Source organism: Streptomyces sp. NPDC097129 (assembly GCF_055668065.1).
Genome location: NZ_JBVOQE010000004.1, coordinates 155,213 through 180,526, shown reverse-complemented (window position 1 = coordinate 180,526; position 25,314 = coordinate 155,213). Strand labels below are relative to the sequence as shown.

Annotated in this window: 22 protein-coding genes; 8 read left to right on the top strand and 14 right to left on the bottom strand. The window is 71.8% G+C overall.

Annotation, left to right across the window (positions count from 1 at the left end; genetic code table 11):
- The first annotated feature begins 94 nt into the window (after positions 1 to 94).
- Together AC0B9F_RS14620 and AC0B9F_RS14615 are read left to right on the top strand one after the other, a co-directional pair.
- A complete protein-coding gene (locus AC0B9F_RS14620) occupies positions 95 to 958 on the top strand; it encodes a helix-turn-helix domain-containing protein (protein WP_472002437.1) in 864 nt (287 codons plus the stop codon).
- A gap of 52 nt (positions 959 to 1,010) precedes the next feature.
- A complete protein-coding gene (locus AC0B9F_RS14615; protein WP_472002435.1) occupies positions 1,011 to 1,607 on the top strand; it encodes a Uma2 family endonuclease in 597 nt (198 codons plus the stop codon).
- Here the strand turns inward: AC0B9F_RS14615 and AC0B9F_RS14610 are convergent.
- The 9 genes from AC0B9F_RS14610 to AC0B9F_RS14570 form a co-directional block, all read right to left on the bottom strand.
- The gene (locus tag AC0B9F_RS14610) at positions 1,604 to 3,109 is read right to left on the bottom strand and encodes an MFS transporter (protein WP_472002960.1); all 1,506 of its coding nucleotides are present in this window, start codon (positions 3,107 to 3,109) and stop codon (positions 1,604 to 1,606) included. The genes AC0B9F_RS14615 and AC0B9F_RS14610 overlap by 4 nt on opposite strands.
- 229 nt (positions 3,110 to 3,338) lie before the next feature.
- Positions 3,339 to 3,953: a response regulator transcription factor gene (locus tag AC0B9F_RS14605; protein WP_472002433.1), complete on the bottom strand. Its 615-nt coding sequence runs from the start codon at positions 3,951 to 3,953 to the stop codon at positions 3,339 to 3,341.
- Positions 3,950 to 5,140 (bottom strand): sensor histidine kinase, encoded by a 1,191-nt coding sequence (locus tag AC0B9F_RS14600; protein ID WP_472002957.1) that lies wholly within the window; start codon positions 5,138 to 5,140, stop codon positions 3,950 to 3,952. The genes AC0B9F_RS14605 and AC0B9F_RS14600 overlap by 4 nt, the downstream gene beginning before the upstream one ends.
- A 5-nt stretch (positions 5,141 to 5,145) precedes the next feature.
- On the bottom strand, positions 5,146 to 5,886 hold the full coding sequence (locus AC0B9F_RS14595) for an ABC transporter permease (RefSeq protein ID WP_472002431.1): 741 nt from the start codon (positions 5,884 to 5,886) through the stop codon (positions 5,146 to 5,148).
- Positions 5,883 to 6,809, bottom strand: coding sequence for an ABC transporter ATP-binding protein (locus tag AC0B9F_RS14590; protein WP_472002429.1), 927 nt, complete (start codon positions 6,807 to 6,809; stop codon positions 5,883 to 5,885). Before AC0B9F_RS14590 ends, AC0B9F_RS14595 begins: the two co-directional genes overlap by 4 nt.
- Before the next feature lie 174 nt (positions 6,810 to 6,983).
- Positions 6,984 to 9,224 (bottom strand): peptidoglycan binding domain-containing protein, encoded by a 2,241-nt coding sequence (locus AC0B9F_RS14585; protein ID WP_472002427.1) that lies wholly within the window; start codon positions 9,222 to 9,224, stop codon positions 6,984 to 6,986.
- 186 nt (positions 9,225 to 9,410) lie between these two features.
- Positions 9,411 to 9,827 (bottom strand): DUF6113 family protein, encoded by a 417-nt coding sequence (locus AC0B9F_RS14580; protein WP_472002425.1) that lies wholly within the window; start codon positions 9,825 to 9,827, stop codon positions 9,411 to 9,413.
- Positions 9,827 to 10,696: an N-acetyl-1-D-myo-inositol-2-amino-2-deoxy-alpha-D-glucopyranoside deacetylase gene (gene mshB / locus AC0B9F_RS14575; protein ID WP_472002423.1), complete on the bottom strand. Its 870-nt coding sequence runs from the start codon at positions 10,694 to 10,696 to the stop codon at positions 9,827 to 9,829. The genes AC0B9F_RS14580 and mshB overlap by 1 nt, the downstream gene beginning before the upstream one ends.
- 70 nt (positions 10,697 to 10,766) lie before the next feature.
- Complete coding sequence (locus AC0B9F_RS14570) at positions 10,767 to 10,961, bottom strand: hypothetical protein (protein WP_472002421.1); 195 nt, start codon at positions 10,959 to 10,961, stop codon at positions 10,767 to 10,769.
- Positions 10,962 to 11,117: 156 nt separating this feature from the next.
- Between AC0B9F_RS14570 and AC0B9F_RS14565 the strand changes: the two genes are divergently transcribed.
- Positions 11,118 to 13,229, top strand: coding sequence for a S9 family peptidase (locus AC0B9F_RS14565; RefSeq protein ID WP_472002419.1), 2,112 nt, complete (start codon positions 11,118 to 11,120; stop codon positions 13,227 to 13,229).
- A gap of 130 nt (positions 13,230 to 13,359) precedes the next feature.
- Here AC0B9F_RS14565 and AC0B9F_RS14560 read toward each other — a convergent pair whose 3' ends face one another.
- From AC0B9F_RS14560 to AC0B9F_RS14540, 5 genes are read right to left on the bottom strand one after another with little or no spacing between them, the layout of a single operon-like run.
- Positions 13,360 to 14,448, bottom strand: a complete 1,089-nt coding sequence (locus tag AC0B9F_RS14560; protein ID WP_472002416.1) for an ABC transporter ATP-binding protein — start codon at positions 14,446 to 14,448, stop codon at positions 13,360 to 13,362.
- Positions 14,441 to 15,415, bottom strand: coding sequence for an ABC transporter ATP-binding protein (locus tag AC0B9F_RS14555; protein WP_472002414.1), 975 nt, complete (start codon positions 15,413 to 15,415; stop codon positions 14,441 to 14,443). Before AC0B9F_RS14555 ends, AC0B9F_RS14560 begins: the two co-directional genes overlap by 8 nt.
- 6 nt (positions 15,416 to 15,421) lie before the next feature.
- Positions 15,422 to 16,402, bottom strand: a complete 981-nt coding sequence (locus tag AC0B9F_RS14550; protein ID WP_472002412.1) for an ABC transporter permease — start codon at positions 16,400 to 16,402, stop codon at positions 15,422 to 15,424.
- Entirely contained in the window at positions 16,395 to 17,318 is a 924-nt protein-coding gene (locus AC0B9F_RS14545; protein ID WP_472002410.1) for an ABC transporter permease, read from the bottom strand. The genes AC0B9F_RS14550 and AC0B9F_RS14545 overlap by 8 nt, the downstream gene beginning before the upstream one ends.
- 6 nt (positions 17,319 to 17,324) lie before the next feature.
- Positions 17,325 to 18,959, bottom strand: a complete 1,635-nt coding sequence (locus AC0B9F_RS14540) for a peptide ABC transporter substrate-binding protein (RefSeq protein WP_472002409.1) — start codon at positions 18,957 to 18,959, stop codon at positions 17,325 to 17,327.
- 475 nt (positions 18,960 to 19,434) lie between these two features.
- On the opposite strand from AC0B9F_RS14540, the gene AC0B9F_RS14535 reads away from it, so the two are divergent.
- Genes AC0B9F_RS14535 through AC0B9F_RS14515 form a run of 5 tightly spaced genes read left to right on the top strand, consistent with a single transcriptional unit; the run spans position 19,435 to position 25,208 of the window.
- A complete protein-coding gene (locus AC0B9F_RS14535) occupies positions 19,435 to 21,285 on the top strand; it encodes an ABC transporter substrate-binding protein (RefSeq protein ID WP_472002407.1) in 1,851 nt (616 codons plus the stop codon).
- 2 nt (positions 21,286 to 21,287) lie between these two features.
- On the top strand, positions 21,288 to 22,322 hold the full coding sequence (locus AC0B9F_RS14530; protein ID WP_472002405.1) for an ABC transporter permease: 1,035 nt from the start codon (positions 21,288 to 21,290) through the stop codon (positions 22,320 to 22,322).
- Positions 22,319 to 23,227, top strand: a complete 909-nt coding sequence (locus tag AC0B9F_RS14525; RefSeq protein ID WP_472002403.1) for an ABC transporter permease — start codon at positions 22,319 to 22,321, stop codon at positions 23,225 to 23,227. Before AC0B9F_RS14530 ends, AC0B9F_RS14525 begins: the two co-directional genes overlap by 4 nt.
- Positions 23,224 to 24,222, top strand: a complete 999-nt coding sequence (locus AC0B9F_RS14520; protein WP_472002401.1) for an ABC transporter ATP-binding protein — start codon at positions 23,224 to 23,226, stop codon at positions 24,220 to 24,222. The genes AC0B9F_RS14525 and AC0B9F_RS14520 overlap by 4 nt, the downstream gene beginning before the upstream one ends.
- The gene (locus AC0B9F_RS14515; RefSeq protein ID WP_472002399.1) at positions 24,219 to 25,208 is read left to right on the top strand and encodes an ABC transporter ATP-binding protein; all 990 of its coding nucleotides are present in this window, start codon (positions 24,219 to 24,221) and stop codon (positions 25,206 to 25,208) included. Before AC0B9F_RS14520 ends, AC0B9F_RS14515 begins: the two co-directional genes overlap by 4 nt.
- Positions 25,209 to 25,314 lie beyond the last annotated feature (106 nt).

Here is a 25,314-nt window from a genome sequence, read left to right as displayed (position 1 = left end):
GGCGCCAACACAACCGCACACATACGTCGGCCCCCGGCCGGGAGTAGCGATCCCGATCGAGGGCCTGACCACCGAGGAAGAACGGACCTTCCCGATGGATACCCAGCACCCTAGCGTGCCCTCGCGCGCTCAGTCCCGTGTTGCCGCCAACAAGCACCCGCATCGGCGAAACGAATGCGCCGGCGGTCTGCGGCACGACAACGCCCGCCACACCGCCCGCTTCACCGTGGTCGGCAACCACCTGGCCCAGCACCCGGAGTTGTCGTTGCTGGCCATCGGTCTGTCGGTGCATCTGCAGTCGCTGCCGATGGGCGCCCAGGTCGACATCAAGACGCTCGCCGCCCGCTTTCCCGAGGGGGCGACCCGGATCTCCGCCGCCCTGCGCGAACTGGAGCGGCACGGCTATCTGCGGCGGGAGCGCGAGCGGGTCGCGGGGGGCCGTGTCGTCACCCGCACCATCTCCTGCAACCAGCCGGGCCACCGGCGCGTGGAACCACCGCGCCGCCCGCCCGCCGCACCGCCCCGCACGCGCCCCACCCGCAAGGCCCTCCCTGCCGTCCCCGGGCCCGCGTACCCCTCGCCCGGCCTGCTCCAGAAGGCCACCGAGCTGCTCACGAGCCTCCGCCGCCACGACCCACGTCTGCTGCTGTCCGCCTGCGACACGGCCCACCTGGCGCCCGGAGTCGCCGCCTGGCTGGAGCGGGACGTCAGCCCCTCGGCCGTACGCCGTGCCCTGACCGCCGGCCTGCCCGCCGAGCCCCTGCGCCGCCCTGCGGCGCTGCTGGCCCATCGGCTGACCGCCGAGCTGCCGCCCCCGCCGCCGTTCCGGGCCCCCGTGCCGCCACCGGCGGTACGGCACCCGATGCAGAACTGCGACGGCTGCGAGCGGGGCTTCCGCGCCCCGCAACCGGGCCGCTGCCGCGACTGCCGGACCGAAGGTCAGGACGGCGCCACCTAGCATGAGAGCGACGATCCTTACCCCTGGGCACAGACCACGAGGAGCGAGCGCCATGACCAGCGCCCCGGACAACGCGCAGCAGGGCGCTTCCCACCTGTACCGGGTCATGCGGGATTTCGTTCAGTCGGCGGACGACAACCTTCCCGGCAAGTTCGAGATCACCAAGGAAGGAATCGTCCTCGACATGATGTCGCCCATGAAGCCGCACGAGCTCACCGTGCTGCGCGTGCGGAAGCGTCTGGAAAAAGTGATGCCGGACGAGATCGTGGCGCACACGGGCGAGCCCGACGTCGAGGACGAACCCGAGGGAATCATGCGCCGCCCCGACGTGATGGTGATCGCCGAGGCGGAGATGGAAGGGGACGGTGCTTTCGATCCCCGATCGCTCGTCGCCGCCATCGAGGTCGTCTCCCGCTCCAACCCGGACAACGACTGGGTCACCAAGATGCGCGACTACCCCCTGATGGGCGTCCCCGTCTACGCGGTCTTCGACCCCCGCACCGGCAACGGCACCGTGCTCACCGACATCCACACCACCCCGGACGGCCCGCGGTACGCCACCCGCAAGGACTTCGTCTATGGCGAGGACGTCACCATCGCGGACTGGACGATTCCGACGACCGGGTTGCCGCTCTACGAGAACGGCTAGTGCGGGCGCCTCCTGATGCGGACCCAGATGTCCCTCGCCCTGCGGCCCGCCTCCGTGCGGCTTTCGGCGACCAGGCGCGCGGCCTGTTCCGGGGTTTCGACCATGGGGCCCGAGCCGCGCAGGGGGCGGCCGGCCGTTTCGTACAGGACCAGGGACGACAGCAGGCCGATCACTCCCGCGCCCATCAGGTAGTACGCCGGGATCATCTTGTCGCCGAGGCCGTCCACCAGGGCCGAGGTGAACAGGGGGGTCGTGCCGCCGAAGAGGGAGACCGAGACGTTGAAGGCGATCGACAGGGCGCCGTAGCGGATGCGGGTCGGGAAGAGGGCGGGCAGGGTCGCCGCCGAGGTGCCGGCGAAGCAGACCAGGAGCAGGCCGAGGATCAGGCAGCCGATCGCCGGGCCGAGGATGCCGCCCTGCCGGATCAGCAGGAACGCCGGGATCGACAGGGCGATCAGGGCCACGCTGCCCGCCATGAAGACGGGGCGTCGGCCCCAGCGGTCCGTGGAGCGGCCGACCGTGGTGATGGTGAGGGCCACGACGACCATCGTGCCGAGGACGAGGAGCTGCGCGGTGTTCTCGTCCTGGCCGAGAGTCGCCGTCATGTAGGTGGGGAGGTAGGACGTCACCATGTAGTTGGTGACGTTGTAGAGCAGGACCAGGCCCATGCAGATCAGGACCGCCTGCCAGTGGTGGACGAAGATGTCCCGCAGGCGGCCGTGGCCGGACTGGCGGGCGTCCTCCACCGGGTCCTCCCCGTCGGCGGCGCGTTGGGCCGCCCGCTCCTGGTTCGCGAGTTCGGCCTCGCGCTGGAACGCGGGGGTCTCCTCCAGCTTCAGCCGGACGTACAGGCCGATCACGCCGATGGGGCCGGCGACCAGGAACGGGATGCGCCAGCCGTAGTCCTGCATGCCGCCGCTGCCCAGGGCCGCGGTGAGGCCGGTGACCAGGGCGGAGCCGAGGGCGTAGCCGACGAAGGTGCCGAAGTCGAGCCAGCTGCCGAGGAAGCCGCGCCGGGTGTCGGGGGCGTACTCGGCGATGTAGGTGGTCGCGCCCGCGTACTCGCCGCCCGTGGAGAAGCCCTGGACCAGGCGGCAGACGAGCAGGAGCAGCGGGGCCACGAAGCCGACGGCCGCGTACGAGGGCAGGAAGCCGACCGCGAACGTGCTGATCGCCATCATCACCATCGTGGCGGCGAGCACGCGCTGGCGGCCGATCCGGTCGCCGAGCGGGCCGAAGACGATGCCGCCGAGGGGGCGGATCACGAACGCGGCGGCGAAGGTCGCGAACGTCGACACCACCTGGGTGCCGGGTGAGCTGGAGGGGAAGAAGACCTTGCCGAGGACGGGGGCGACATAGGCGTACACGCCGAAGTCGAACCACTCCATCATGTTGCCCATCGCGGCCGCCGAGACCGCGCGGCGCACGGCCGGGCGGTCGGTGACGGTGACGTCGGAGGGGGACAGCACCCGCTTGCGCCGGCGCAGCAGGGTCCGCAGCATCCGGTCCGTGGCCGGGTGGCCGCCGCGGCCGGGGACGGGACGGTTCCGGTCGGGCGGCGGGGCAGAGCCGTTACGCATCAGATCACCGCAAACACCACTCGGGGGACGATTTCGGGCCATTATCCACCCGTGATCGTCTGCCCGCCGGGTGCCCCGTCACACGTCCCCGAAGCCGTGCCCCGTCACACGTCCCCGAAGCCGTTTCGGACGGCCGTCGCCTACGGCGGGGCTACAGCCAGCCCTTCTCCCGCGCTATCCGTACCGCCTCGGCCCTGTTGCGGACCGCGAGCTTCTGGATCGCGGTGGAGAGGTAGTTGCGGACCGTGCCCTGGGACAGATGCAGGGCGGCGGCGAGTTCGGCGTTGGTGGAGCCGTCGGCCGCGGCGCGCAGCACCTCGCGTTCACGATCGGTCAGCGGGTTCGCGCCCTCGGCGAGCGCGGCCGCCGCGAGCGTCGGGTCGATGACCCGCTCGCCGGCCAGTACCTTGCGTACCGCCGCGGCGAGTTGGGCGGCCGGCGCGTCCTTGACCAGGAAGGCGTCGGCGCCGGCCTCCATCGCGCTGCGCAGATAGCCGGGCCGGCCGAAGGTGGTGAGGACCACCAGCTTGAGCGCCGGGAACTCCCGGTGCAGCAGGCCCGCCGCCTCGATGCCGGTCATGCCGGGCATCTCGATGTCGAGGAGGGCGACGTCCAGGTCGTGCTCGCGGGCGGCGGGGAGCACCTCGTCGCCCCGGGCGACCTGCGCGACGACCTCGATGTCGTCCTCGAGGCCGAGCAGCGCGGCCAGCGCCTCGCGGACCATCGACTGGTCCTCCGCCAGCAGGACCTTGATCGTGGGGCTCATGCCCCGGATCCTACGTCCCGCGCAGTACCGGCCGGTACGCGGGCGACGAGCCGGAAACCGTGCTTGAACCGGCCCGCTTCCAGCGTGCCGCCCGCCTTTTCCAGACGTTCCGTCAGGCCGGTGAGCCCGTTGCCGGGAACCGTGCCGGACACGCCGCTGCCGTTGTCCTCGACGGTGAGCTGGAGGACGGGACCGTCGAGGGTCTGGCGCCGGGCCAGCTCGACGGTGCAGCGGCGGGCGGCACTGTGCCGGACGACGTTGGTGATCGCCTCGCGCAACGCCCAGGCGAGCGCCGCCTCGCTCTCCTCGGGCACCCCGTCGAGGTCGGGCTCGGCGGGGAGTTCGGCGCTCACCCCGGCCGCCGTCAGCGCGACCTGCGCGCCGGCGATCTCGGCGGCCAGCCGCGGGCGGCGGTATCCGGTGACGGCCTCACGGACGTCCACCAGCGCCTGGCGGCTGACCTGTTCGATGTCGGCGACCTGCTGGGCCGCTTTGCCGGGGTGGTCGGGGAGCATCCGGCCGGCCAGCTCGCTCTTGAGCGTGATCAGCGACAGCGAGTGGCCCAGCAGGTCGTGCAGGTCGCGGGCCAGGCGCAGCCGCTCCTCGTTGGCGGCGAGCTGGGCGACGGTGGCCCGCGCCTTGCGCAACTCGATGGTGGTGCGGACCAGTTGGCCGACGCCGCTCATCGCGAACCCGATGAGCAGCACCAGCAGGAACAGGCCGCGCGCCTCCTTCTCGTTGGAGTGCAGCCCCACCAGGTACATGACCACGCTCACCGCGGGGATGGACCAGTACGCCGCGCGCAGCGGCAGGGTGGCCCCGCAGGCGACCGACACGTAGACGAACAGGCCCAGCCAGGCGCTGCCGAGCGTGTAGGACAACAGGGGGGCGAGGACGGCGAGGACCGCGGTCAGCGAGACGACGAGCGGCGCCGAGAACGGCCGCCCCATGTTCCGGAAGACCAGCGTCAGGTAGGCGGCGACGAAGGCGGCCAGCCCCACCGCGCCGGCGGCGGTGGCCCCGCCGGTGTGATGGCCGGCGACGAGGTCGCCGACCGGCGAGGCCAGGAACACCAGCCAGACGCCGATCCAGAGAATCTTGACGTACATCTCGCGCCGGTTGCGCGGTGGCCAGCCCAGCCGCACCTTGGGTTCGGTCTCTTCCCCGCCCTGGTGGTCCGCCGTCATGGTGCTCACGCCTTCAGCGTGTCCTTCCGGTACAGCCACGCCGCTCCACCCGCGAAGAGGAGGAAGAAGACGGCGAGGATGGCGATGTCCTGGCTCTGCGGGGCCTGGCTCTGTTCGATGGACCGCCCCAGGGCAGCGTACGCGTGCGTGGGCAGCCACTTGGCGATGTCCTGGAGCCACTGCGGGAAGGTGGTCGTCGGCATCCACAGGCCGCCCAGGATGGACAGCCCGAAGTAGGTGATCATCGTGATCGGCCGCACCGCGTCCCCGCTGGCCAGGTAGCCGAGGGCGACACCGAGCGCGGCGAAGACCAGGCTGCCGGCCCAGATCGCGCCGGTCAGGGCGAGCCACTGCCAGGCGTCGAGGCGGACGTCCTTCACGGCCGCGGCGACGACGAACACGATGACGATGGACGGCAGGCTCACCACGGCCGCGCTGGCGGTCTTGGCGAGGACGTAGCCGCGTCCGGGCAGGGTGGTCAGCCGCAGCTGCCGCACCCAGCCGCTCTCGCGTTCCTTGGCGATGCGCTCGCTGTTGCCCATCAGCACGGCCGTCAGGGCGCCGAAGGAGGCCATGGACACCATCATGTACGTCGGCAGGGTCAGCCCGCTGCCGTCGACCTTGGTGGAGCTGTCGGCGTTGCCCGCGATGATCAGGAAGAGCAGCGAGGGGTAGAGCACCGAGAAGAACAGGAACTTGCGGTTGCGCAGGGCGCGGGTCAGTTCCAGCTTGATCAGGCTGTTCACTTGGTCTTCGCCTCCTCGGCGGTGGTGATGGCGACGAAGGCCTGCTCCAGGCCGAGCCCGGCGACTTCGAGGTTGCGGGGGTAGAGGCCGAGGCCGTACAGGGCGTGCACGGTGGCGTCGGCGTCGGTGGACTGGATGCGCACGGTCTGGCCCGACACGTCCACAGAGGTCAGGAACGGCAGACCGCGCAGGGCGCTCTCGTCGATGGCGCCCTCCAGGTCGAACGCGACCCGGCGCGCGCCGGCCTTCGCCTTGATCTCGGCGGCGGTGCCGTCGGCCAGCAGCCGGCCCCGGTGCAGCACCAGCACCCGGTCGGCGATGGCGTCGGCCTCCTCCAGGTAGTGCGTGGCGAACAGCACCGTGCGGCCCTGGTCGGCCTGCTCGCGCATGGTCGCCCAGAACGCCTGCCGGGTGGTGACGTCCATGCCGGTGGTCGGCTCGTCCAGGACGATCAGGTCGCTGTCGCCGGCGGTGGCGAGGGCGAAGCGTACCCGCTGCTCCTGACCGCCGGAGAGCTTGTTGACCTTGCGGTCGGCGATGTTCGCGACGCCCGCGCGGGCCAGCACGTCGGAGGCGGGGTAGGGCCGCGGGTGCAGCGCGCAGGCGAGGCGGACCAGTTCGGCGACGGTGACCTCGTCCATCAGGCCGCCGCTCTGCAGCATCGCGCCGACCTTCCCGGCGACGATGGCCTCACGCGGGCTGGTACCGAAGACGCGGACCGTGCCGGCGTCGGGCTGCTTGAGGCCGAGCAGCAGGTCGAGGGTGGTCGACTTGCCGGCTCCGTTGGGGCCGAGCAGGGCCACGGTCTCGCCCGGGTGCAGCGCGAGCGACAGCCCGTCCACCGCCCGTACGTCCCCGTATGCCTTGCTCACCTGGTCGAAACCCACCACCGGTGTGCCGGTGGCCGTCACTGTCGTCGTCATGTCCCCATCGTCGCCGCGCGGGCGCTGCCCCCGGCAGTGTCGGCCGTCCGCAGTGCCGGATGACAGATGTCATGCGGAGCGGGTGACAGGGGGTGGCGTACGACGAAGGGGGCGCCCGGCGGTGTGCCGTGCGCCCCCTTCGGGGTGGCCGGTCAGCTGGGGTCGGTCGACCCGTCAGCTGGGGTCGGTCGAGATGACGGCGACCCGGTTCGTGGTGCTCTTCAGCGCCAGCCGCAGGGCGCCGTAGACGTCCTGGACGGTGACCGGGGTCTTCTGGCCGTTGGCCCGGGCGATCAGCACCCCGTCGAAGGTCTTGCCGTACAGCTCCTTCAGCGCGGCCTCGTCGTAGGAGTCGACGAGCTTGCCGTTCACGGCCTTGACCTTCAGGAACTTCCACAGCGACTTCTGCGGGCTGAAGGCGACCTTGTGCGCCGCGTCCGTCATGACTGTGACCTTGGCGGACATCGCCGGCTCGGCGAACTCCTTCATCATCCGGTCGACCTCGGCGTCGGACACCGTGGGCTGCCGGTTCGTGGTCGGCACCCGCACGGGCGTGGCCGCGCCGGTCTCCACCTGGGTGCGGTACGCCTGTTCGACGGCCTGCTTGGAGGCGGCGACGTCGATGCCCTTGCCGGGCTTGCCGTGGACCGCGACGGCCTTGCCGGGCTCGAAGCGGACGGTGCCGTCGGTCATCGCGCCGGAGCCGCCCGCGGCGTTCTCCAGGGCGGCCTGGAGCTTCTCCTCGTCGACCGGCATGACCGGGTCGACCCGGCGCTGCTGCCCGAACAGGGAGCCGATGACGGAGACCGGGTTGTAGTCGCTGCGCGCGGCCGCGCCGACCGTGGCGTCCTCGTCGAAGTGGAGCCCCGCCTGGTCGGGCTTGAGGGTGACCGTGGAGCCGTCGACCGACAGCTTCAGCGGCGCGTTCACCCACTTGCCGAGCGCCGCGTCGAGCTTCTTGACGGCCTCGTCGCGGGTGCCGCCGCCGATGTCGACGCCGAGCACGGTGGTGCCCTTGGGCACGTCGGAGTGGTTCATCAGCAGCCCGGCGCCGTAGACGCCGGCGGCCAGGACGATCACGCCGCCGACAAGCAGCGGGAGCTTCCTGCGGCCCTTCTTCTTCGGCGGGCGCGACGCGGGCACGTTCTGCGCGACGGGCTCGGGCAGCTTCGGCGGGGTCTGCGACAGCGGGGCGCCGGGGCCCGCGCCGAACGGGCCCGCGCCGCGGTCGCCGGACGGCACCACCGGGATGCCGCTGGTGACGGTGTGTCCGGAGACGTTGTCGTGAGGCTGCGCGCCGTAGCCGCCGTCGGGCGGCTGGGGGGCGAGCTGCTGCGGGGTGAGGATCGCCGTGTCGTCACTCAGCCCGGCACCGGGGGTGGTTCCGGGCGCCCAGACTCCGGGGACGCCCGGCGGGGTGTTCCCGGCGCCGGGGCCGGCCGCGCCGGGGACCGGCGGCAGGACCGGGCCGTCGCCGGTGACCGGGCCGCTGGTCGGGCCCGAGGGGCCCTGCGGGCCGCGGCCGCCGGGCGCGCCGGGGCTGCCCGGGCCGTTGAAGCCGGTGCTGCCGCCGGGACCGCCACCCGGACCACCGGGGCCGCCGCCGGGACCGCCGGGGATGTCGAAGTCGCCGCGGTCGTCGCCGCCGTCGGCGAAGTACGGCAGGTCGTCACGGGTCGGCGCGTCGGTGCCGGGGCGCGCCGAACCGCCCAGCGGGCCCGCGGCGAGCGCCTCGGTGACGTCGAAGGAGCCGGTGCCGCCGCCGTGTCCCGGGGCGACCGGGCCGCCGGTGGCGCCGGACAGACCGGAGCCCGGACCCGGACGGCCCGCGCCCGCGCCCGGCAGACCGGAGCCGTTGGTCCCGCCGGGGCGCGCGGAGCCGTTGGCACCGGGGCGGCCGGAGCCGCCGGGCACGCTCATCGACCCGACCACACCGCCCGGGCGGCCGGCTCCTGCGCCCGTGGACGCGCCGGAACCGCCGGGCACGGAGCCCGCGTTGCCGGAAGGCGCGGCCTGGCCGCCCTTCGGCGCCGCCCCCGCCCTGCGGGGCGCGAACCAGTCGCTGGTCTTCTCCTCCGCCTGCGCCCCGGGCTCGGCGGACGGCTCGACGGTGCCGGCGGCGGTGGCGGCGGCCGCGGACTGCGGCTCGGCGCTCTCCCCCTCGGCGGCGTCCTGGTCACCGACGGGCTTGCGCACGACGACGGGCGGAATCGGCCGGGAACCGGGGATGTTGATCCGGATCCGGGTCGTCAGCGTCGTCTCGGTCTTCTTCTCCTCCGGCTGCGTGCCCGCACGGCCGGCATCCGTACCGCCGCCGGAAGCCGTCGGGGTGCCGTACGGCGGAGTCCCCGAGGGGTAGGCGGCTCCGCCGCGCCCCTTGGGACCGGAGGACGGAGTGTCAGTTTCACGACTCAAGGCAGGTTCTCCCGGTTGGCTCCGCCGCCCGCGTCATCGTCCTTCGCTGGGGGTCCCCCGGGCTCGAAGAGCTTGGGGGCGTCTCGGCGGCGCGCACCACCATACTGGCCACTTCTGACCCGTATCCCACGACCGCTGGGGAAACCCACACGGGACTCGCACCAGCGCGCAGTGGCGAAGGGGACGTCACTTGCCAAGTCGGGCGGGGTGCGCGCGTGGTTGCCGCCCACCACCGAGGGTGGCGCAGATCACAGCCACGGCCATGCCTCCGAGCAGGAAGAGGTACGAGCCGCCCCCGGCGCCGAACATGAAGTCGCCCTCCGGGCGGCTGGCGGTGAGGAAGATGACGGTGATCATCCAGCCTGCGACGGGCGCGACGGCCCCGGCCCGGCTGCCCGCGGCACGCGCCCCGCCGAGGAAGAGACCGGCCGCTCCGGCGAGCGCGAGCAGCAGCCCGCCGGGGAACCAGCCGGCCTGCACCAGCGCCCCGGCCACGGCGACGACCCCGCCGAGCACGAACAGGCCGAGGTAGGCGGCGGCCCGGCCCGGGGACGGCGGCCGCAGCGGCTGGGTGAGCGGGGAACCGGATCCGCGCTGCTCCATCACGCCTCCCCGGTCCCGGCGAACAGGTCGCCCTCCCGGGCGTCTCCCGCCTCCCCGCGCTCCCCGTGCACCAACTCGTAGCACTCGGTGGTGAACAGCGGCTGCGCGAGCTCGTTGGAGAGCGCGAAGTACGGCCGCCCGGGGGCGACGTCGATCTGGGTGGCGTGCGCGGCCATCGCGGCGGCCTTGGCGGCGGAGTGCGCGCTGCCGTCGACGGCGGTGGTCACGCGGTCGTCGGCGACGACACCGGGTACGTCGTCGACCGTGGCGGTCTTGGTGAACGGCAGCCCCGGCAGCTCCCGCTGGAGACGGGCGAAGGAGTCGTCGGCGACCGTGCGCGGCACCCGGTTCCAGTACACCTTGGGGATGCGCCAGCCGGCGTCGGCGGCGAGTTCGGCGGCGCGCATGGCGACGCGGTGCGCCTGGATGTGGTCGGGGTGGCCGTAGCCGCCGTCGTCGTCGTAGGTGACGAGCACCTGGGGCCGGACCTCGAGGATCACCTGGACGAGATGTCCGGCGGCCTCGTCGACGTCGGCCTGCCAGAAGCAGGCGGGGTCGTCGTTGTCGGGCAGGCCCATCATCCCGGAGTCGGTGTAGCGCCCGGCCCCGCCGAGCATCCGGTGGTCCTGGACGCCGAGTTCGCGCATGGCGGCGGTCAGCTCGCCCAGCCGGTGCCGGCCCAGCGCGGCGCCGGTCAGCTGCCGCAGCTCGGGCGGGATGACCTCGCCGCGCTCCCCGAGGGTGCAGGTCACCAGCGTGACCCGGGCGCCCTCGGCGGCGTACTTGGCCATGGTGGCGCCGTTGTTGATCGACTCGTCGTCCGGGTGCGCGTGCACCAGGAGCAGACGTCGGGAGGGCAGTGCGGTCATGGGGCCACCCTACGGTGGGCGGCCCATGACAGCTGCTCCGGGCGGAGCGCCCGGAGGGTGGGGCGGCGGCTCAGAACTTGATGCTGCCGATCATGCCCGCGATGTTCGAGGTCAGGTCGCTGATGGTGGGCGCGACCGTCGAGGAGGCGAGATAGAAGCCGAGGAGCATGCAGATGACCGCGTGCCCGCCTTTCAGCCCGGACTTCTTGATCAGCAGGAAGACGATGATCGCCAGCAGCACCACCGCCGAAATCGAGAGTGCCACGGCGGTTCACCTCCAAACAGAGCAGGGCACCTTGTAAAGACATGCGTTCGCCGACAGGTTCATACCCACGCAGCGTTAGTGATCATAGCTATACGTACTCGAGCATGGCTCGGCGCACGGGCGCACAAGGGGGCTCATGGCCAATATGGTCGGGGCATGACGAGCGAGCCTGACTCCTTCCCGCGGCGGCATGCCCGCACCCAGCGCTTCACCCTCGGCGCGCCGCGTTCGTTCACCGTGGCGCCCGACGGCTCCCGTGTGGTGTTCCTGCGGTCGTCCTCCGGTACCGACCGGGCGGGCGCGCTGTGGGTCCTCGACCTGGCCGACGGCACCGAGCGGGTGGCGGCCGACCCGTACGCCCTGCTCGGCGGGGCCCTGGAAGACCTGTCGCCCGAGGAGCGGGCGCGCCGCGAGCGCAGCCGGGAGGGTGGCGCCGGCATCGTCGCCTATGCCACCGACGCGCCCGCGGAGCTGGCCTCTTTCGCCTTGTCGGGGCGGCTTTTCACGGCCGAGCTGCGGGCCGGCACAGCGCGTGAACTGCGCGTTCCGGGACCGGTGATCGACCCGCGCCCCTCCCCCGACGGACGCCATGTCGCCTACGTCGCGGACGGCGCCCTGCGGGTGGTCGGCGCGGAGGGCGACGGGGACCGGGCGCTGGCGGAAGCGGAATCCGAGGGGGTGACCTGGGGGCTGGCCGAGTTCGTCGCGGCCGAGGAGATGTCCCGTTCGCGGGGTTTTTGGTGGTCACCGCAGTCGGACCGGCTGCTGGCGGCACGGGTGGACGACACGCCGGTGGGGCGCTGGTGGATCGCCGACCCCGCCCATCCGGAACGTGAGCCACATCATGTCGGCTATCCGGCGGCCGGGACCGCCAACGCCGAGGTGCGGCTGTTCGTGATCGGGCTCGACGGGACGCGCACGGAGGTGTCCTGGGACCGGGCGCGTTACCCGTATCTGGCGCGAGTGCACTGGTCAGCGGCGGGTGCGCCGCTGCTGCTGGTGCAGGCGCGGGACCAGCGCAGCCAGCTGTATCTGGCGGTGGACCCGGACACCGGGGCGACCCGGATGGTGCACGCCGATGAAGATCCGATTTGGCTGGAACTTTTCGCCGGGGTGCCTAGCTGGTCGCCCTCCGGACAGCTGGTCCGCATCGCGGACGAGGGCGGGGCGCGGGTCCTCGCGGTCGGTGAACGGCCGCTGACCGGGGCGCAGTTGCAGGTGCGGGCGGTGCTCGACGTCGCCGACGAGGACGTGCTCGTCTCCGCGTCCGCGGGCGAGGAGGCGGAGGCTCCGGAGACCGGTGAGGTGCACGTCTACCGGGTGAACGAGCTGGGCTGGGAGCGCGTCTCGCAGGAGCCCGGCGTGCACTCGGCGGTGCGCGCCGCGGGGGTGACCGTCCTGGTCTCGGCGACGCTGGACCGTCCCGGCACGCGGGTGCAGGTGCTGCGCGACGGCAAGCCGGTGGCGACCGTCCCCTCCTACGCCGAAGACCCCGGTCTGTCCCCGCGGGTGACGCTCACCGAGGGGGGCGCACGGCGCATCCCGTGCGCCGTGCTCATGCCTGCGGACCACTCCGGTGACACCCCCCTGCCGGTGCTGCTCGACCCGTACGGTGGCCCGCACGGTCAGCGGGTGGCCGCCGCGCACAACGCGCATCTGACCTCGCAGTGGTTCGCCGACCAGGGCTTCGCCGTCGTCGTCGCGGACGGGCGGGGCACGCCGGGCCGCTCGCCGGCCTGGGAGAAGGCGGTCCACCGCGACTTCACGGTGACCCTGGACGACCAGATCGAGGCGCTGCACGACCTCGCGCGGCGCTACCCGCTGGACCTGTCCCGGGTCGCCATCCGCGGCTGGTCCTACGGCGGTTACCTCTCGGCGCTCGCCGTCCTGCGCCGCCCGGACGTCTTCCGCGCCGGCATCGCGGGCGCCCCGGTCACCGACTGGCGGCTGTACGACACGCACTACACCGAGCGCTACCTCGGCGACCCGGGCGCGGACCCCGCGCCGTACGCGCACAGTTCCCTGGTGGACGACGGCGGGCTGGTCTCCCCCGCCGAGCCGCACCGCCCGCTGATGGTGATCCACGGCCTCGCCGACGACAACGTCGTGGTCGCCCACTCGCTGCGTCTGTCCTCGGCCCTGCTGGCCGCCGGCCGCCCGCACGAGGTGCTCCCCCTGTCCGGGGTGACCCACATGACCCCGCAGGAACAGGTCGCGGAGAACCTGCTCCTGCTCCAGGTGGACTTCCTGCGGCGGGCGCTCGCATAGCCGCACAAACATCCGCGAACTCCGTTAACACACCGGCAACTTCGCGGAATCGGCACCGATATACGGACGCGGGAGGCTGATCAGCGTACGGCCGTGCGGGTGCCGTGAGCGGGCCGGGGTGGCAGCGATGTCACCCCGGCCCGTCCTGCTGCGGCGGGCGCCGCTCGCCGGGCACCTCGGGCGGACGGCCGGCGCGGTCCTCGGCGGGGACGACCTGTTTCTCCTCGGCGAAGTGACAGGCCGAGGGGTGGGCGGTCCGGCCGCCGGGCAGGTGGGGCGGGATCGTGAGGAGCGGGACCTCCAGCGCGCAGCGTTCGCGGGCCTTGAAGCAGCGGGTACGGAAGCGGCAGCCGGAGGGGATGTTCGTCGGGGACGGGACGTCACCGGTGAGGATGATGCGCTCGCGGTGCTCGCGGGCCTCAGGGTCGGGGACCGGGACGGCGGAGAGCAGCGCCTGCGTGTAGGGGTGCGTGGGGTGGTCGTAGATCTGCTCGTCCGTGCCGATCTCGACGATGCGGCCCAGGTACATCACGCCGACGCGGTCCGAGATGTGCCGGACGATCGACAGGTCGTGCGCGATGAAGACGTAGGAGAGGTCGAACTCGCTCTGCAGGCTGTCCATCAGGTTGATGACCTGCGCCTGCACCGACACGTCCAGCGCCGAGACCGGCTCGTCGGCGACGATCACCTCCGGGCGCAGTGCGAGACCGCGGGCGATGCCGATGCGCTGGCGCTGGCCGCCGGAGAACTGGTGCGGGTAGCGGTTGATGTACTCCGGGTTCAGCCCGACGACGTCCAGCAGGTCCTGCACCTTGCGGCGCCGGTCGCCCTTGGGCGCGACCTCGGGGTGGATCTCGTACGGCTCGCCGATGATGTCGCCGACCGTCATACGGGGGTTGAGCGAGGTGTACGGGTCCTGGAACACCATCTGGATGTTGCGGCGGACCGCCTTCATCGCCCGCCCGGACAGCTTGGTGACGTCCTCGCCCTTGTAGCGGATCTGCCCGGCCGTGGGCCGTTCCAGGTTGACCAGCATCTTGGCGACCGTGGACTTGCCGCAGCCGGACTCGCCGACGATGCCGAGGGTCTCGCCCCGGCCGAGGGTGAAGTCGACGCCGTCGACGGCCTTCACCGCGCCGACCTGCTTCTTGAACAGGACGCCCTGGGTGAGCGGGTAGTGCTTGACCAGCCCGCTGACCTCGAGGATCGGCTCAGCCATGCAGGCACTCCCTCCAGAAGTGGCAGGCGCTGCCGCGCTCTTCGGACACCTCGTACAGCGGCGGCACGTCCGTGCGGCACACGTCCCGGGCCATCGGGCAGCGCGGGTGGAAGGCGCAGCCGGGCGGGATGTTCATGAGGTTGGGCGGCAGGCCCTTGATGGCGTACAGCTCCTGGCCCTTCTGGTCCAGCCGCGGGATGGAGTCCAGCAGGCCGCGGGTGTACGGGTGGGCCGGCGCCTTGTAGATGTCGTGCACCGGCGCCGACTCCACGATGCGGCCCGCGTACATCACGGCGATCTTGTCGGCGACGTCGGCGACCACGCCGAGGTCGTGGGTGATGAGGATCAGGCCCATGTTGTACTCGCGCTGGAGGTCGGCCAGCAGCTCCATGACCTGGGCCTGGACGGTCACGTCGAGGGCGGTGGTGGGCTCGTCGGCGATGATGAGCGCGGGTTCCAGGGCCAGCGCCATGGCGATCATGATGCGCTGGCGCATACCGCCGGAGAACTGGTGCGGGTACTGGCGCACCCGCTCCCTGGCGGCGGGGATGCGGACGCGTTCCATCAGCTCGACGGCCTTGGCACGGGCGTCCTTGAGGGACATCCCGCGGTGGACGACGAACATCTCGCCGAGCTGGTCGCCGACCGTCATCACCGGGTTGAGGGAGCTGAGGGCGTCCTGGAAGATCATCGCCATCCCGGCGCCGCGGATCTTGCGCCGCTCGTCCTCCTTCAGCTTCAGCAGGTCCTTGCCCTGGAAGAGGATCTCGCCGCCGGTGACCCGGCCCGGGGGCGTGTCGAGGATGCCCATGACGGTCTGCGCGGTGACCGACTTGCCGGACCCGGACTCGCCGAGCACGGCGAGCGTCTCCCCCGCGTCGACGCCGTAGGTGACGCCGTTGACGGCCTTGGCGACCCCGTCCCGCGTCCGGAACTCCACGTGCAGGTCACGCACTTCGAGCAGCACGGCCGCTCACCTCAGCTTCGGATCGAGGGCGTCGCGGACCGCGTCGCCGAGCATGATGAAGGCCAGGACCGTGACGGCCAGGGCGCCGGAGGGCCACAGCAGGGCGTGCGGGGCGTTGCGGATGTAGGGCGCGGCGGCGGAGATGTCGATGCCCCAGGACACGCTGGGCGGTTTCAGGCCGACGCCGAGGAAGGACAGGGTGGCCTCCAGCGCGATGTACGTGCCGAGCGCGATGGTCGCCACGACGATCACCGGGGCGACCGCGTTGGGCGCGATGTGGCGCAGCAGGATGCGGGAACTGGAGGCGCCGAGCGCGCGGGCGGCCTGCACGTAGTCGTTCTGCTTGGAGGTGATGACCGAGCCGCGCGCGATGCGGGAGAGCTGCGGCCAGCCGAGCAGCACGATGAAGCCGACCACCGGCCAGACCGTGTTGCTGGTGACCACGGACAGCAGCACCAGACCGCCGAGGACGACCGGGATCGCGAAGAAGATGTCGGTGATGCGCGACAGGATCGCGTCCCAGAAGCCGCCGAAGTACCCGGCGAGCCCGCCCAGCACGCTGCCGAGCAGGGCGACGCCGAGCGTGGCGCACACGCCGACCGTCACCGACGTACGGGCGCCGTACACGGTGCGCGTGTACACGTCGCAGCCCTGGCCGTCGTAGCCGAAGGGGTGGCCGGCGGAGGAGCCCTGCTGGGCCTTGGAGAGGTCGCACTTGAGGGGGGAGCCGGAGGTGATGGCCGACGGCCACAGGGAGATGAAGACCAGGAAGAGGATGACGACCGCGGAGATCAGGAACACCGGGTTGCGGCGCAGGTCGCGCCAGGCGTCGGACCACAGGGAGCGGGGCTTGGCCTGGGGCCCGGTGCCCTCGGGACCGCCAGGTGTCTTCTCCAGCGTCGTGGCTTCGCTGGCCGCGAGGTCCATCGCGCCGCCCATGCCGGTGCCGGCGATGGCGCCCTCGGGCTGGTACGGCTGCTCAGGCATAGCGGATCCTCGGGTCGAGTACGGCGTACAGCAGGTCGACGACCAGGTTGGCGACCAGGAAGACCAGTACGAGGACGGTCACGAACCCCACGACGGTCTGGGTGTTCTGCCGCAGGATGCCCTGGTAGAGCTGGTAGCCGACGCCGTGGATGTTGAAGATGCGCTCGGTGACGATCGCGCCGCCCATCAGCGCGCCGATGTCGGTGCCGATGAAGGTGACGACGGGGATGAGGGAGTTGCGCAGCAGGTGCCTCACGACGACCCGGCGTCGCGGCAGCCCCTTGGCGATGGCGGTGCGCACGTAGTCCGAGCGGCGGTTCTCCGCGATGGAGGTGCGGGTGAGCCGGGTGACGTAGGCCAGCGACACCGACGCCAGCACCAGGCCGGGCAGGATCAGTTCGTCGAACGGGGCCTCCGGGGACACCGACGGCCGGATCCAGCCCCACTGCACGCCGAGCAGCAGCTGGAGCAGCAGGCCGGTGACGAAGGTGGGCACGGAGATGACCACGAGGGTCGCGAGCAGCACCCCGGTGTCGACGGGCCGGCCGCGGCGCAGGCCGGTGACGACGCCGAGGGTGATGCCGATGACGATCTCGAAGATGATCGCGACGATGGTGAGCCGGATGGTGACCGGGAACGCGGTGCCCATCAGCTCGGTGACCTTCTGGCCGTTGAACGCCGTCCCGAAGTCGCCGGTGAAGACGTTCCCCATGTAGGTCAGGTACTGCTGCCACACCGGCTTGTCGAGCCCGAACTCCTGCTTCAGCTGGGCGGCGGTGGCCGGGTCGCACTGGCGCTCGCCGCACAGCCCCGCGATGGGGTCGCCCATCACGTTCACCATCAGGAAGATCAGCAGCGTCGCCCCGATGAACACCGGGATCATCTGCAGCAGCCGCCGCAGGACATAGCGCCCCATGACCGGTCAGCTCACCTTGATCTCGTTGTACACGGGCACGCTGAACGGGTTCAGCTTCACGCTGGACAGGCGGTCCGACCAGCCGGCGCTGCCGTTCTGGTACCACAGCGGGATCGCGGCCATGTTGTCCCGGACGACCCCCTCGGCCTGCTGGAACAGACCGACGGCCTTGGCGGTGTCGCTCTCCTGGTTGGCCTTGTCGACGAGCCCGTCGAACTGTTTGTTCGACCAGTGGCCGTCGTTGGAGGAGGCGTCGGTGTAGTACAGCGGCTGGAGGAAGTTCTGGATGAGCGGGTAGTCCATCTGCCAGCCGGCGCGGAAGGGGCCGCTCATCTTCTTCTGCGTGATCTGGTTGCGGAAGTCGGCGAAGGTGCCGATGGGGTTGCCGACGCACGCCTTGGTGTTGCCGAGCGCGTTGTTGATGGAGTTGCACACGGCGTCGACCCACTGCTTGTGGGAGCCGGTGTCGGCGTTGTAGCTGATCTTGACCTGGCCGCCGGGGAGGCCGCCGCCCTGCTGGACGTACTTCTTGGCCTCGGCCGGGTTGTAGTCGCAGAACTTCCCGCACAGGCCCGACTTGTAGCCGCCCGCCGCGCCGAGGACGGGTGAGGTCCAGTCGGTGGCGGGGGTGCGGGTCCCCGCGAAGATCGTGTCGGTGATCTGCTTGCGGTTGATGGCCATCGACAGCCCCTGGCGGAGCTTGTCGGAGTTCGGCTTGTTCCACTTCGCGTCGTAGAAGGGGAACGACAGGGTCTGGATGATGCCGGCCGGGGTGTTGAGGTAGCGGTCGCCGAGGTCGCTCTTGACGTTCTTCAGCTGGGCGGCGGGGACGTCGTCGACCAGGTCGAGGTTGCCGGCCATCAGGTCGGTGTAGGCGGTGTTGTTGTCGGTGTAGACCTTCAGGTCCACGCCGCCGTTCTGTGCCTTGTCCGGGCCCGGGTAGCCGTCCCACTTGCGCAGCGACATCTGTGAGCCCTTGGCGTACGACTGGATGGTGTACGGGCCGTTGCCGATCGGCTTCTTGATCCAGCCGGCGTGGTCGGTGAAGAACGCCCTGGGCAGCGGGGCGAAGGCCGGGTAGCCGAGGGTGTCGGGGAAGGTGGAGAACTTCTGGCTGAGCTTGACGGTGAAGGTCTTGTCGTCGACGACCTTCAGACCGGACAGGGTGTCCGCGGTCTGCTTGCCGGTGTCGGGGTGGACCTTGGCGTAGCCGTCGATGTAGCCGAAGAAGTAGGCGTTCTTCTGGTTGTTCTTCAGGCTCGCGCCGTAGTTCCAGGCGTCGACGAAGGACTTGGCGGTGATCTTCTCGCCGTTGGAGAAGGTCCAGCCGGGTTTGATGGTGATCTTGAAGTTCTGGGAGTCGGAGGTCTGGATCGACTGGGCGAGCATGTCCTCGGCCTTGCCGCTGACCGGGTTGTACCGCTTCAGGCCGCGGACGATCATGTCGAGGACCTTGCCGCCCTGCACCTCGTTGGTGTTGGACGGCTCCAGCGGGTTCTGCGGGTCGCCCCAGGAGGCACTGAGGACGCCGCCGCCGTTACCACCGCCACCGCCGCTGCCTCCCCCGCTTCCGCAGGCCGTCGCCGCGAGGACTACCGCGGCCGCGCAGGCGGCCCAGGTGGCGTGCGTGGCTCCGCGCATGGAGTGCCTCCTCGTCCCGGCGCCCCCCGCCGGGCGACGCGGTGCCGCCGGCGCATGGGCGCTGATCGTTACGGCCACTATCCGCTTGAATGCCACATACCTCACATTCACGCCATCCGTCCGGGGCACGGGTCGCCCGTCCGGCGGCACCGCGTACGGCCCGGCGGGGCACGCGGCGGCACGGCGTACGGTCCGGCGGGGCACGCGGCGGCACGGCGTACGGCCCGGCGGGGCACGCGGCGTTGCCCGGGAGTTCTCCCGAATGACCGTCAGGGCTTCACCTGGGGGGCGTCAGTGGACTGGACCAATGGGGCGAGCCGGAGGCGTGCCGGACGCTGTTTTCGCAGGCAGCACGGGGTTTGACGGACCGTTGACGTGCGCAGACAGCCACTGATAGACACAGCCGTCCCCGAGCGAGCGGCCACTTTTGGACACTGCCGTCTCCCCAGCGAGCGACGACGCGAGGTCACGTTCCATGAAGCGAAACGATCAGCACGGACCCGTAAGAGCGCGCCCCACCACCCGCCTCGCCGCCGCGGCCGGCACCGCCGCGCTGGCCCTGACCGCCGCCCTCGCCACCCCGCTCGCCCCCGCGCCCACCCAGGCCGCGGCGGCGGACGGCGGCCCGAAGACGCTCACCGTGGCGGTCGCGCAGAGCGTCGACTCGCTCAGCCCCTTCCTCGCCACCCGCCTGCTGTCCACCAGCATCAACCGGCTGATGTACGAGTACCTCACCGACTACGACCCCGGCGACGCCCACGCGGTCCCGGGCCTGGCCACCGGGTGGGCGCCCTCGGCCGACAAGCTCACCTGGACCTACACCATCCGCTCCGACGCCACCTGGTCCGACGGGCAGAAGGTCACCGCAGAGGACGCGGCCTGGACGTTCACCAGGATGATGACCGACGAGTCCGCCGCGAGCGCCAACGGCAGCTTCGTCACCAACTTCCGCAAGGTGACCGCCCCGAGCCCCACCCAGCTGGTCATCGAGCTGAAGAAACCGCAGGCCACCATGACGGCGCTCGACGTGCCGATCGTGCCCAAGCACATCTGGGAGAAGGTCGGCGACTTCTCCAAGTTCAACAACGACAAGAAGTTCCCCGTCGTCGGCGACGGACCGTACGTGCTCGCCGACTACAAGCCCGACAGCTACGTACGGCTCAAGGCCAACAAGAGGTTCTGGCGCGGCGCGCCCAAGTTCGACGAGCTGGTCTTCCGGTACTACAAGGACGGTGACGCCGCCGTCGCCGCCCTGCAGAAGGGCGAGGTGTCCTTCGTCGGCAACCTCACCCCCGCGCAGGCCGCCGCCCTGAAGAACCAGCAGCACGTCAAGGTCAACGACGCCCCCGGCCGCCGCTTCTACGCCCTCGCCGTCAACCCTGGCGCCCGCGCCAAGGACGGCACCCGCTTCGGTGACGGCAACCCCTCGCTGCTCGACCAGCGGGTGCGGCAGGCGCTGTTCCTCGCCGTCGACCGCGGGACGCTCATCGACAAGGTCTTCCAGGGCCACGCCGTCGAGGGCGCCGGCTACATCCCGCCGCGCTTCTCCACGTACTTCTGGAAGCCTTCGGGCGAGCAGGAAATGGGCTACGACCCGGCGAAGGCAGCGCACCTCCTCGACCAGGCCGGCTACCGCAGGAACGGCTCCGGGCAGCGTGTCGGCAAGGACGGCAAGCCGCTCACCTACCGGCTGCTGTGCCACGCCACCGACCCCAACGACAAGGCCGTCGGCCAGTACCTCAAGGAGTGGTGGGGCAAGCTCGGCATCGGCGTGCGCCTCGACTGCCTGGACAACGTCAGCGACCCCTGGCTCGCCGGCACCTACGACCTCGCCTTCGACGGCTGGTCGGTCAACCCCGACCCGGACTTCGTGCTGTCCATCCACACCTGCGCCGCCCTGCCCGCCGACCCGAAGAAGACCGGCGCGACCGACAACTTCATCTGCGACAAGCAGTTCGACGACCTGTACGCCCGTCAGCTCGCCGAGTACGACCCGGCCAAACGGGCGGACCTGGTCAAGCAGATGGAGTCGCGGCTGTACGACACCGGGTACATGAACGTCATGGCGTACCCCAACGCGATGGAGGCCTACCGCACCGACCAGATCGCCTCGATCGAGACGATGCCGAAGGCCGCGGGCAACATCTACGGCCAGGACGGCTACTGGAGCTGGTGGTCGGCGACGCCCGCAGCCTCCGACGGCTCCTCGGACTCGGGCAGCTCCACCGGCGTCGTCATCGGGATCGTCGCGGGCGTCGTCGTCCTCGCGGGCGCCGCCGGCTTCCTCGCCCTGCGCCGCCGCTCCACCGCCGAGGACCGCGAGTAGCCATGACCGCCACCACCCTCGCCACGGCGGGCGAGCGCACCCGGCGCCGCCCGTCCCCGGTCCCCTACCTGCGCTACGGCGCGGGCAAGCTGGCCGGCGCCGCCGTCTCGCTGCTGGCCGTGCTCGTCACCGGCTTCTTCCTGTTCCGTCTCATCCCCGGCGACCCGGTCCGCACGATGACCGGCGGACGCCCCATCTCCGCCGGGCAACTCGCGGCCTACCGCCGGGAGTTCGGCCTCGACCTGCCGTTGTGGCAGCAGTTCACCGACTACTGCGGCAAGGCCCTCACCGGCGACCTCGGCACCTCGTACCAGTTCCGCGCCCCGGTCCTCGACAAGATCACCGAGGCGCTGCCCAACACCCTGCTGCTCACCGGCACCGGGTTCGTGCTCTACACCCTGCTCGGCGTCTACCTCGGCACCCGCGCGGCCTGGCGGCGCGGCAGCCTCGGCGACCGCTTCCACACCGGGCTGGCGCTCACCCTGTACTCGGTGCCGTCGTTCTGGCTGGGCCTGCTGCTGATCATCGTGCTGTCGGTCGGCATCGGCCCGCTCCCCGGGCTCTTCCCCACCGGCGGCATGGAGTCCGGCGGCAAGGAGGGCTTCGCCTACGTCCTCGACGTCGCCCACCATCTGATCCTGCCGGTGGTCACCCTGGTCGCCGTCGAGTACGGCCAGACGCTGCTCGTGACCCGTTCGGCGCTGCTGGACGAGATGGGCAGCGACTATCTGACGACCGCGCGGGCCAAGGGGCTGCGCGACGACCAGGTGCGGCGCCGGCACGCGGTGCCCAACGCGCTGCTGCCGACCGTCACGCTCGTCTTCGTCAACCTCGGCCGGACCGTCGCCGGGGTGATCCTGGTCGAGACCGTCTTCTCCTGGCCCGGTCTGGGCGGCCTGTTCTACCAGGCGCTCAGCGTGCCCGACCTGCCGCTGGTGCAGGGCCTGTTCCTCTTCTTCGCCGCGGCGGTGATCGTCATGAACACCCTGGCCGACCTGGTCTATCCGCTGCTCGACCCGAGGGTGGGGCGGACATGAGCACTACTGCGACACCCACCGCGGCGGGACTGGCCCGGCAGCGCCGCCGCCGCGCCGCCGTACGGTTCTGGCGGCAGTACACCACCCACCGCGCCGGGCTGCTCGGCCTCGCCGCGCTCGTGCTGCTCGCCCTGCTCGCGCTGAGCGCGCCGCTGACGGTCGGTTCGGACGTGGCGAGCGTGACCGGCGCGCCCGGGCGGCCGCTGCAGGGCCCGAGCGGCGCATTCTGGCTGGGCACCGACCGCTTCGGCCGCGACCTGCTGGGCCTGCTGGTGTGGGGCTCCCGGGTCTCTCTGCTGGTGGGGCTGCTGGCGGCGGTGCTGTCGGTGGCGATCGGCGCGGTCGTGGGCATCACCGCCGGGCACTTCCGGGGCGCGTACGCGACCGTGCTGATGCGGGTCACGGACTGGTTCCTGGTGATGCCGACGCTGGTCCTGGCCATCGCGCTGGCCACCGTGATGTCCCGCTCGCTCGGCACGGTCGTGCTGGCGATCGGCGTCACCACCTGGCCGACGACGGCGCGGCTGGTGCGGGCGCAGACCCTCGCCGTGGAGTCCCGGCCCTACATCGAACGGGCGAAGGCGCTCGGCGGCGGACACTGGCACATCATGACCCGGCACGTGCTGCCCAATGTGATGCCGCTGGTGCTGGCGCAGACGACACTGATGATCTCCTCCTCCATCCTCGCCGAGGCCACCCTCGCCTTCCTCGGGCTGGGCGATCCGACGGTGGTGTCCTGGGGCGGGATGCTCCAGGAGGCGCGGGAGGCGGGCGCGGTCAGCTCCGGCGACTGGTGGTACCTGGTGCCGCCGGGCATCGCGATCGCGGGCGTGGCCCTGGCGTTCACGCTGTGCGGACGGGCGGTCGAGGCCGTCCTCAATCCCAGGCTGGGGGTGGCGCGATGACGCTGCTGGAGGTGCGGGACCTCGCCGTGACGTACCCGGGCGGAGTGGCCGCCGTACGCGGCGTGGACCTGACGCTCCAGGCCGGGCAGAAACTCGGCGTCGCGGGCGAGTCGGGCTGCGGCAAGTCCACGCTGGCGCTGGCGCTGCTGCGGCTGCTCCCGGCGGGCACGCGGATCACCGGCCGGATCGCGCTGGACGGCGAGGACGTGCTCGGCATGCGCTGGGGACGGCTGCGCGCGGTGCGCTGGGCGGGGGCGTCGATCGTGTTCCAGGGCGCGATGCACTCCCTGAACCCCGTGCACCGGGTCGGCGACCAGATCGCCGAGCCCGTCCTGCTGCACGGCCGGGCGACGGCCGCCGCCGCCCGCACGCGGGCCGGGGAGCTGCTGGAGCACGTGGGGCTGCCCGCCGCGCGCGCCTCGGCCTTCCCGCACGAACTGTCCGGCGGGCAGCGGCAGCGCGTGATGATCGCCATGGCGCTGGCCTGCGAGCCCCGGCTGATCGTCGCGGACGAGCCGACGACCGCGCTGGACGTGATGATCCAGGCGCAGATCCTGCGGCTGATCGAGTCACTGGTCACGGACCAGGACCTCGGCCTGATCATGATCAGCCACGACCTCGCCGTACTGGCCGACACCTGCGACCGGCTCGCGGTGATGTACGCCGGGCGGGTGGTCGAGGAAGGCCCCGCGCGGTCGGTGTACGAGGACGCCCGGCACCCGTACGCGCGGGCGCTGTCGGCGGCGTTCCCGCGCATCGGCGACCCGGCGTCCCGGTTCGCCCCGCAGGGCCTGCCCGGCGACCCACCGGACCCCGCCGCCCTCCCCGCCGGCTGCGCCTTCCACGCCCGCTGCCCGGTGGCCCTGCCGGTGTGCGCGGCCGACGACCAGCCCCTGCGGGACGCGGGTACGGACCGCACGGCGGCCTGCGTGCACGTGTCCGGCGTACCGGAATCCACGGGCGGGCCGTCCGAGAACCTGAGGAGCACGCCATGACGACACCCCCGCTGCTCAGCGCCCAGTGCCTGCACGTGGCCTTCCCCGGCCGGCAGGGGGCCGGACCCGCCCGGGCGGTGGACGGCGTGGAACTCGACATCCGCCCCGGCGAGATCGTCGCCCTCGTCGGCGAGTCCGGCTGCGGCAAGTCGACGCTGGCCCGCGCCCTGCTGGGCCTGGTGAAACCGACGGCGGGCCGGATCTCGTACGACGGACGGGACCTGTCCTACTCCTCCCGCGCCCTGCGCGCCCACCGCCGCCAGGTCCAGCTGGTCCTCCAGGACCCCAGCGGCTCGCTCAACCCGCGGCACACCGTCTACGACGCCGTGGCGGAGGGCCTGCGCATCCACGGGCACGCCGGGGACGAGCGCACGGCGGTCGCCGACGCCCTGTCCCGGGCGGGCCTGCGTCCCCCCGAGCGCTTCTTCCTGCGCTACCCGCACGAACTGTCCGGCGGCCAGCGTCAGCGGGTCGTCATCGCGGGCGCGCTGGTGCTGGAACCGAAACTGCTGGTGGCCGACGAACCGGTGGCGTCCCTGGACGCCTCGGTCCGCGGCGAGATCCTGGCCCTGCTGCTGCGCCTGCGCACGGAACTGGGCCTGGCGGCCCTGGTGGTGACCCACGACCTGGGGCTGGCGTGGAACATCGCCGACCGGGTGGCGGTGATGTACCTGGGCCGGATCGTGGAGACGGGAACGGTGGAGGAGGTGCTGACGGCTCCCCGTCACCCGTACACCCAGGCCCTGCTCTCGGTCCTGCCCGAAGCCCCCGGCACCCCGGTGGTCCTGGCCGGCGAACCCCCGGACCCCTCCCGCATCCCCCGGGGCTGCCGCTTCCACGCCAGATGCCCGATGCTGGCAGGCGGAGAGGCGGAACGGGCGGGGGTGGCAGGGGCGTGCCGCACACAGGACCCCGAGGTGCTGCACGCCGGCAGGAAGGCCCAATCGGCCTGCCACTTGTCGCTGACGGAAGTGAAGCCGGCTTAGGGGCGCGGGGAACTGCGCGACCAGCCACGACCAAGCCGCACCCGAAGAACGACCGGCAAAACCAAAGTTCCCGGCACCCCAAAAACAAGGGGCACCGGGAACAACG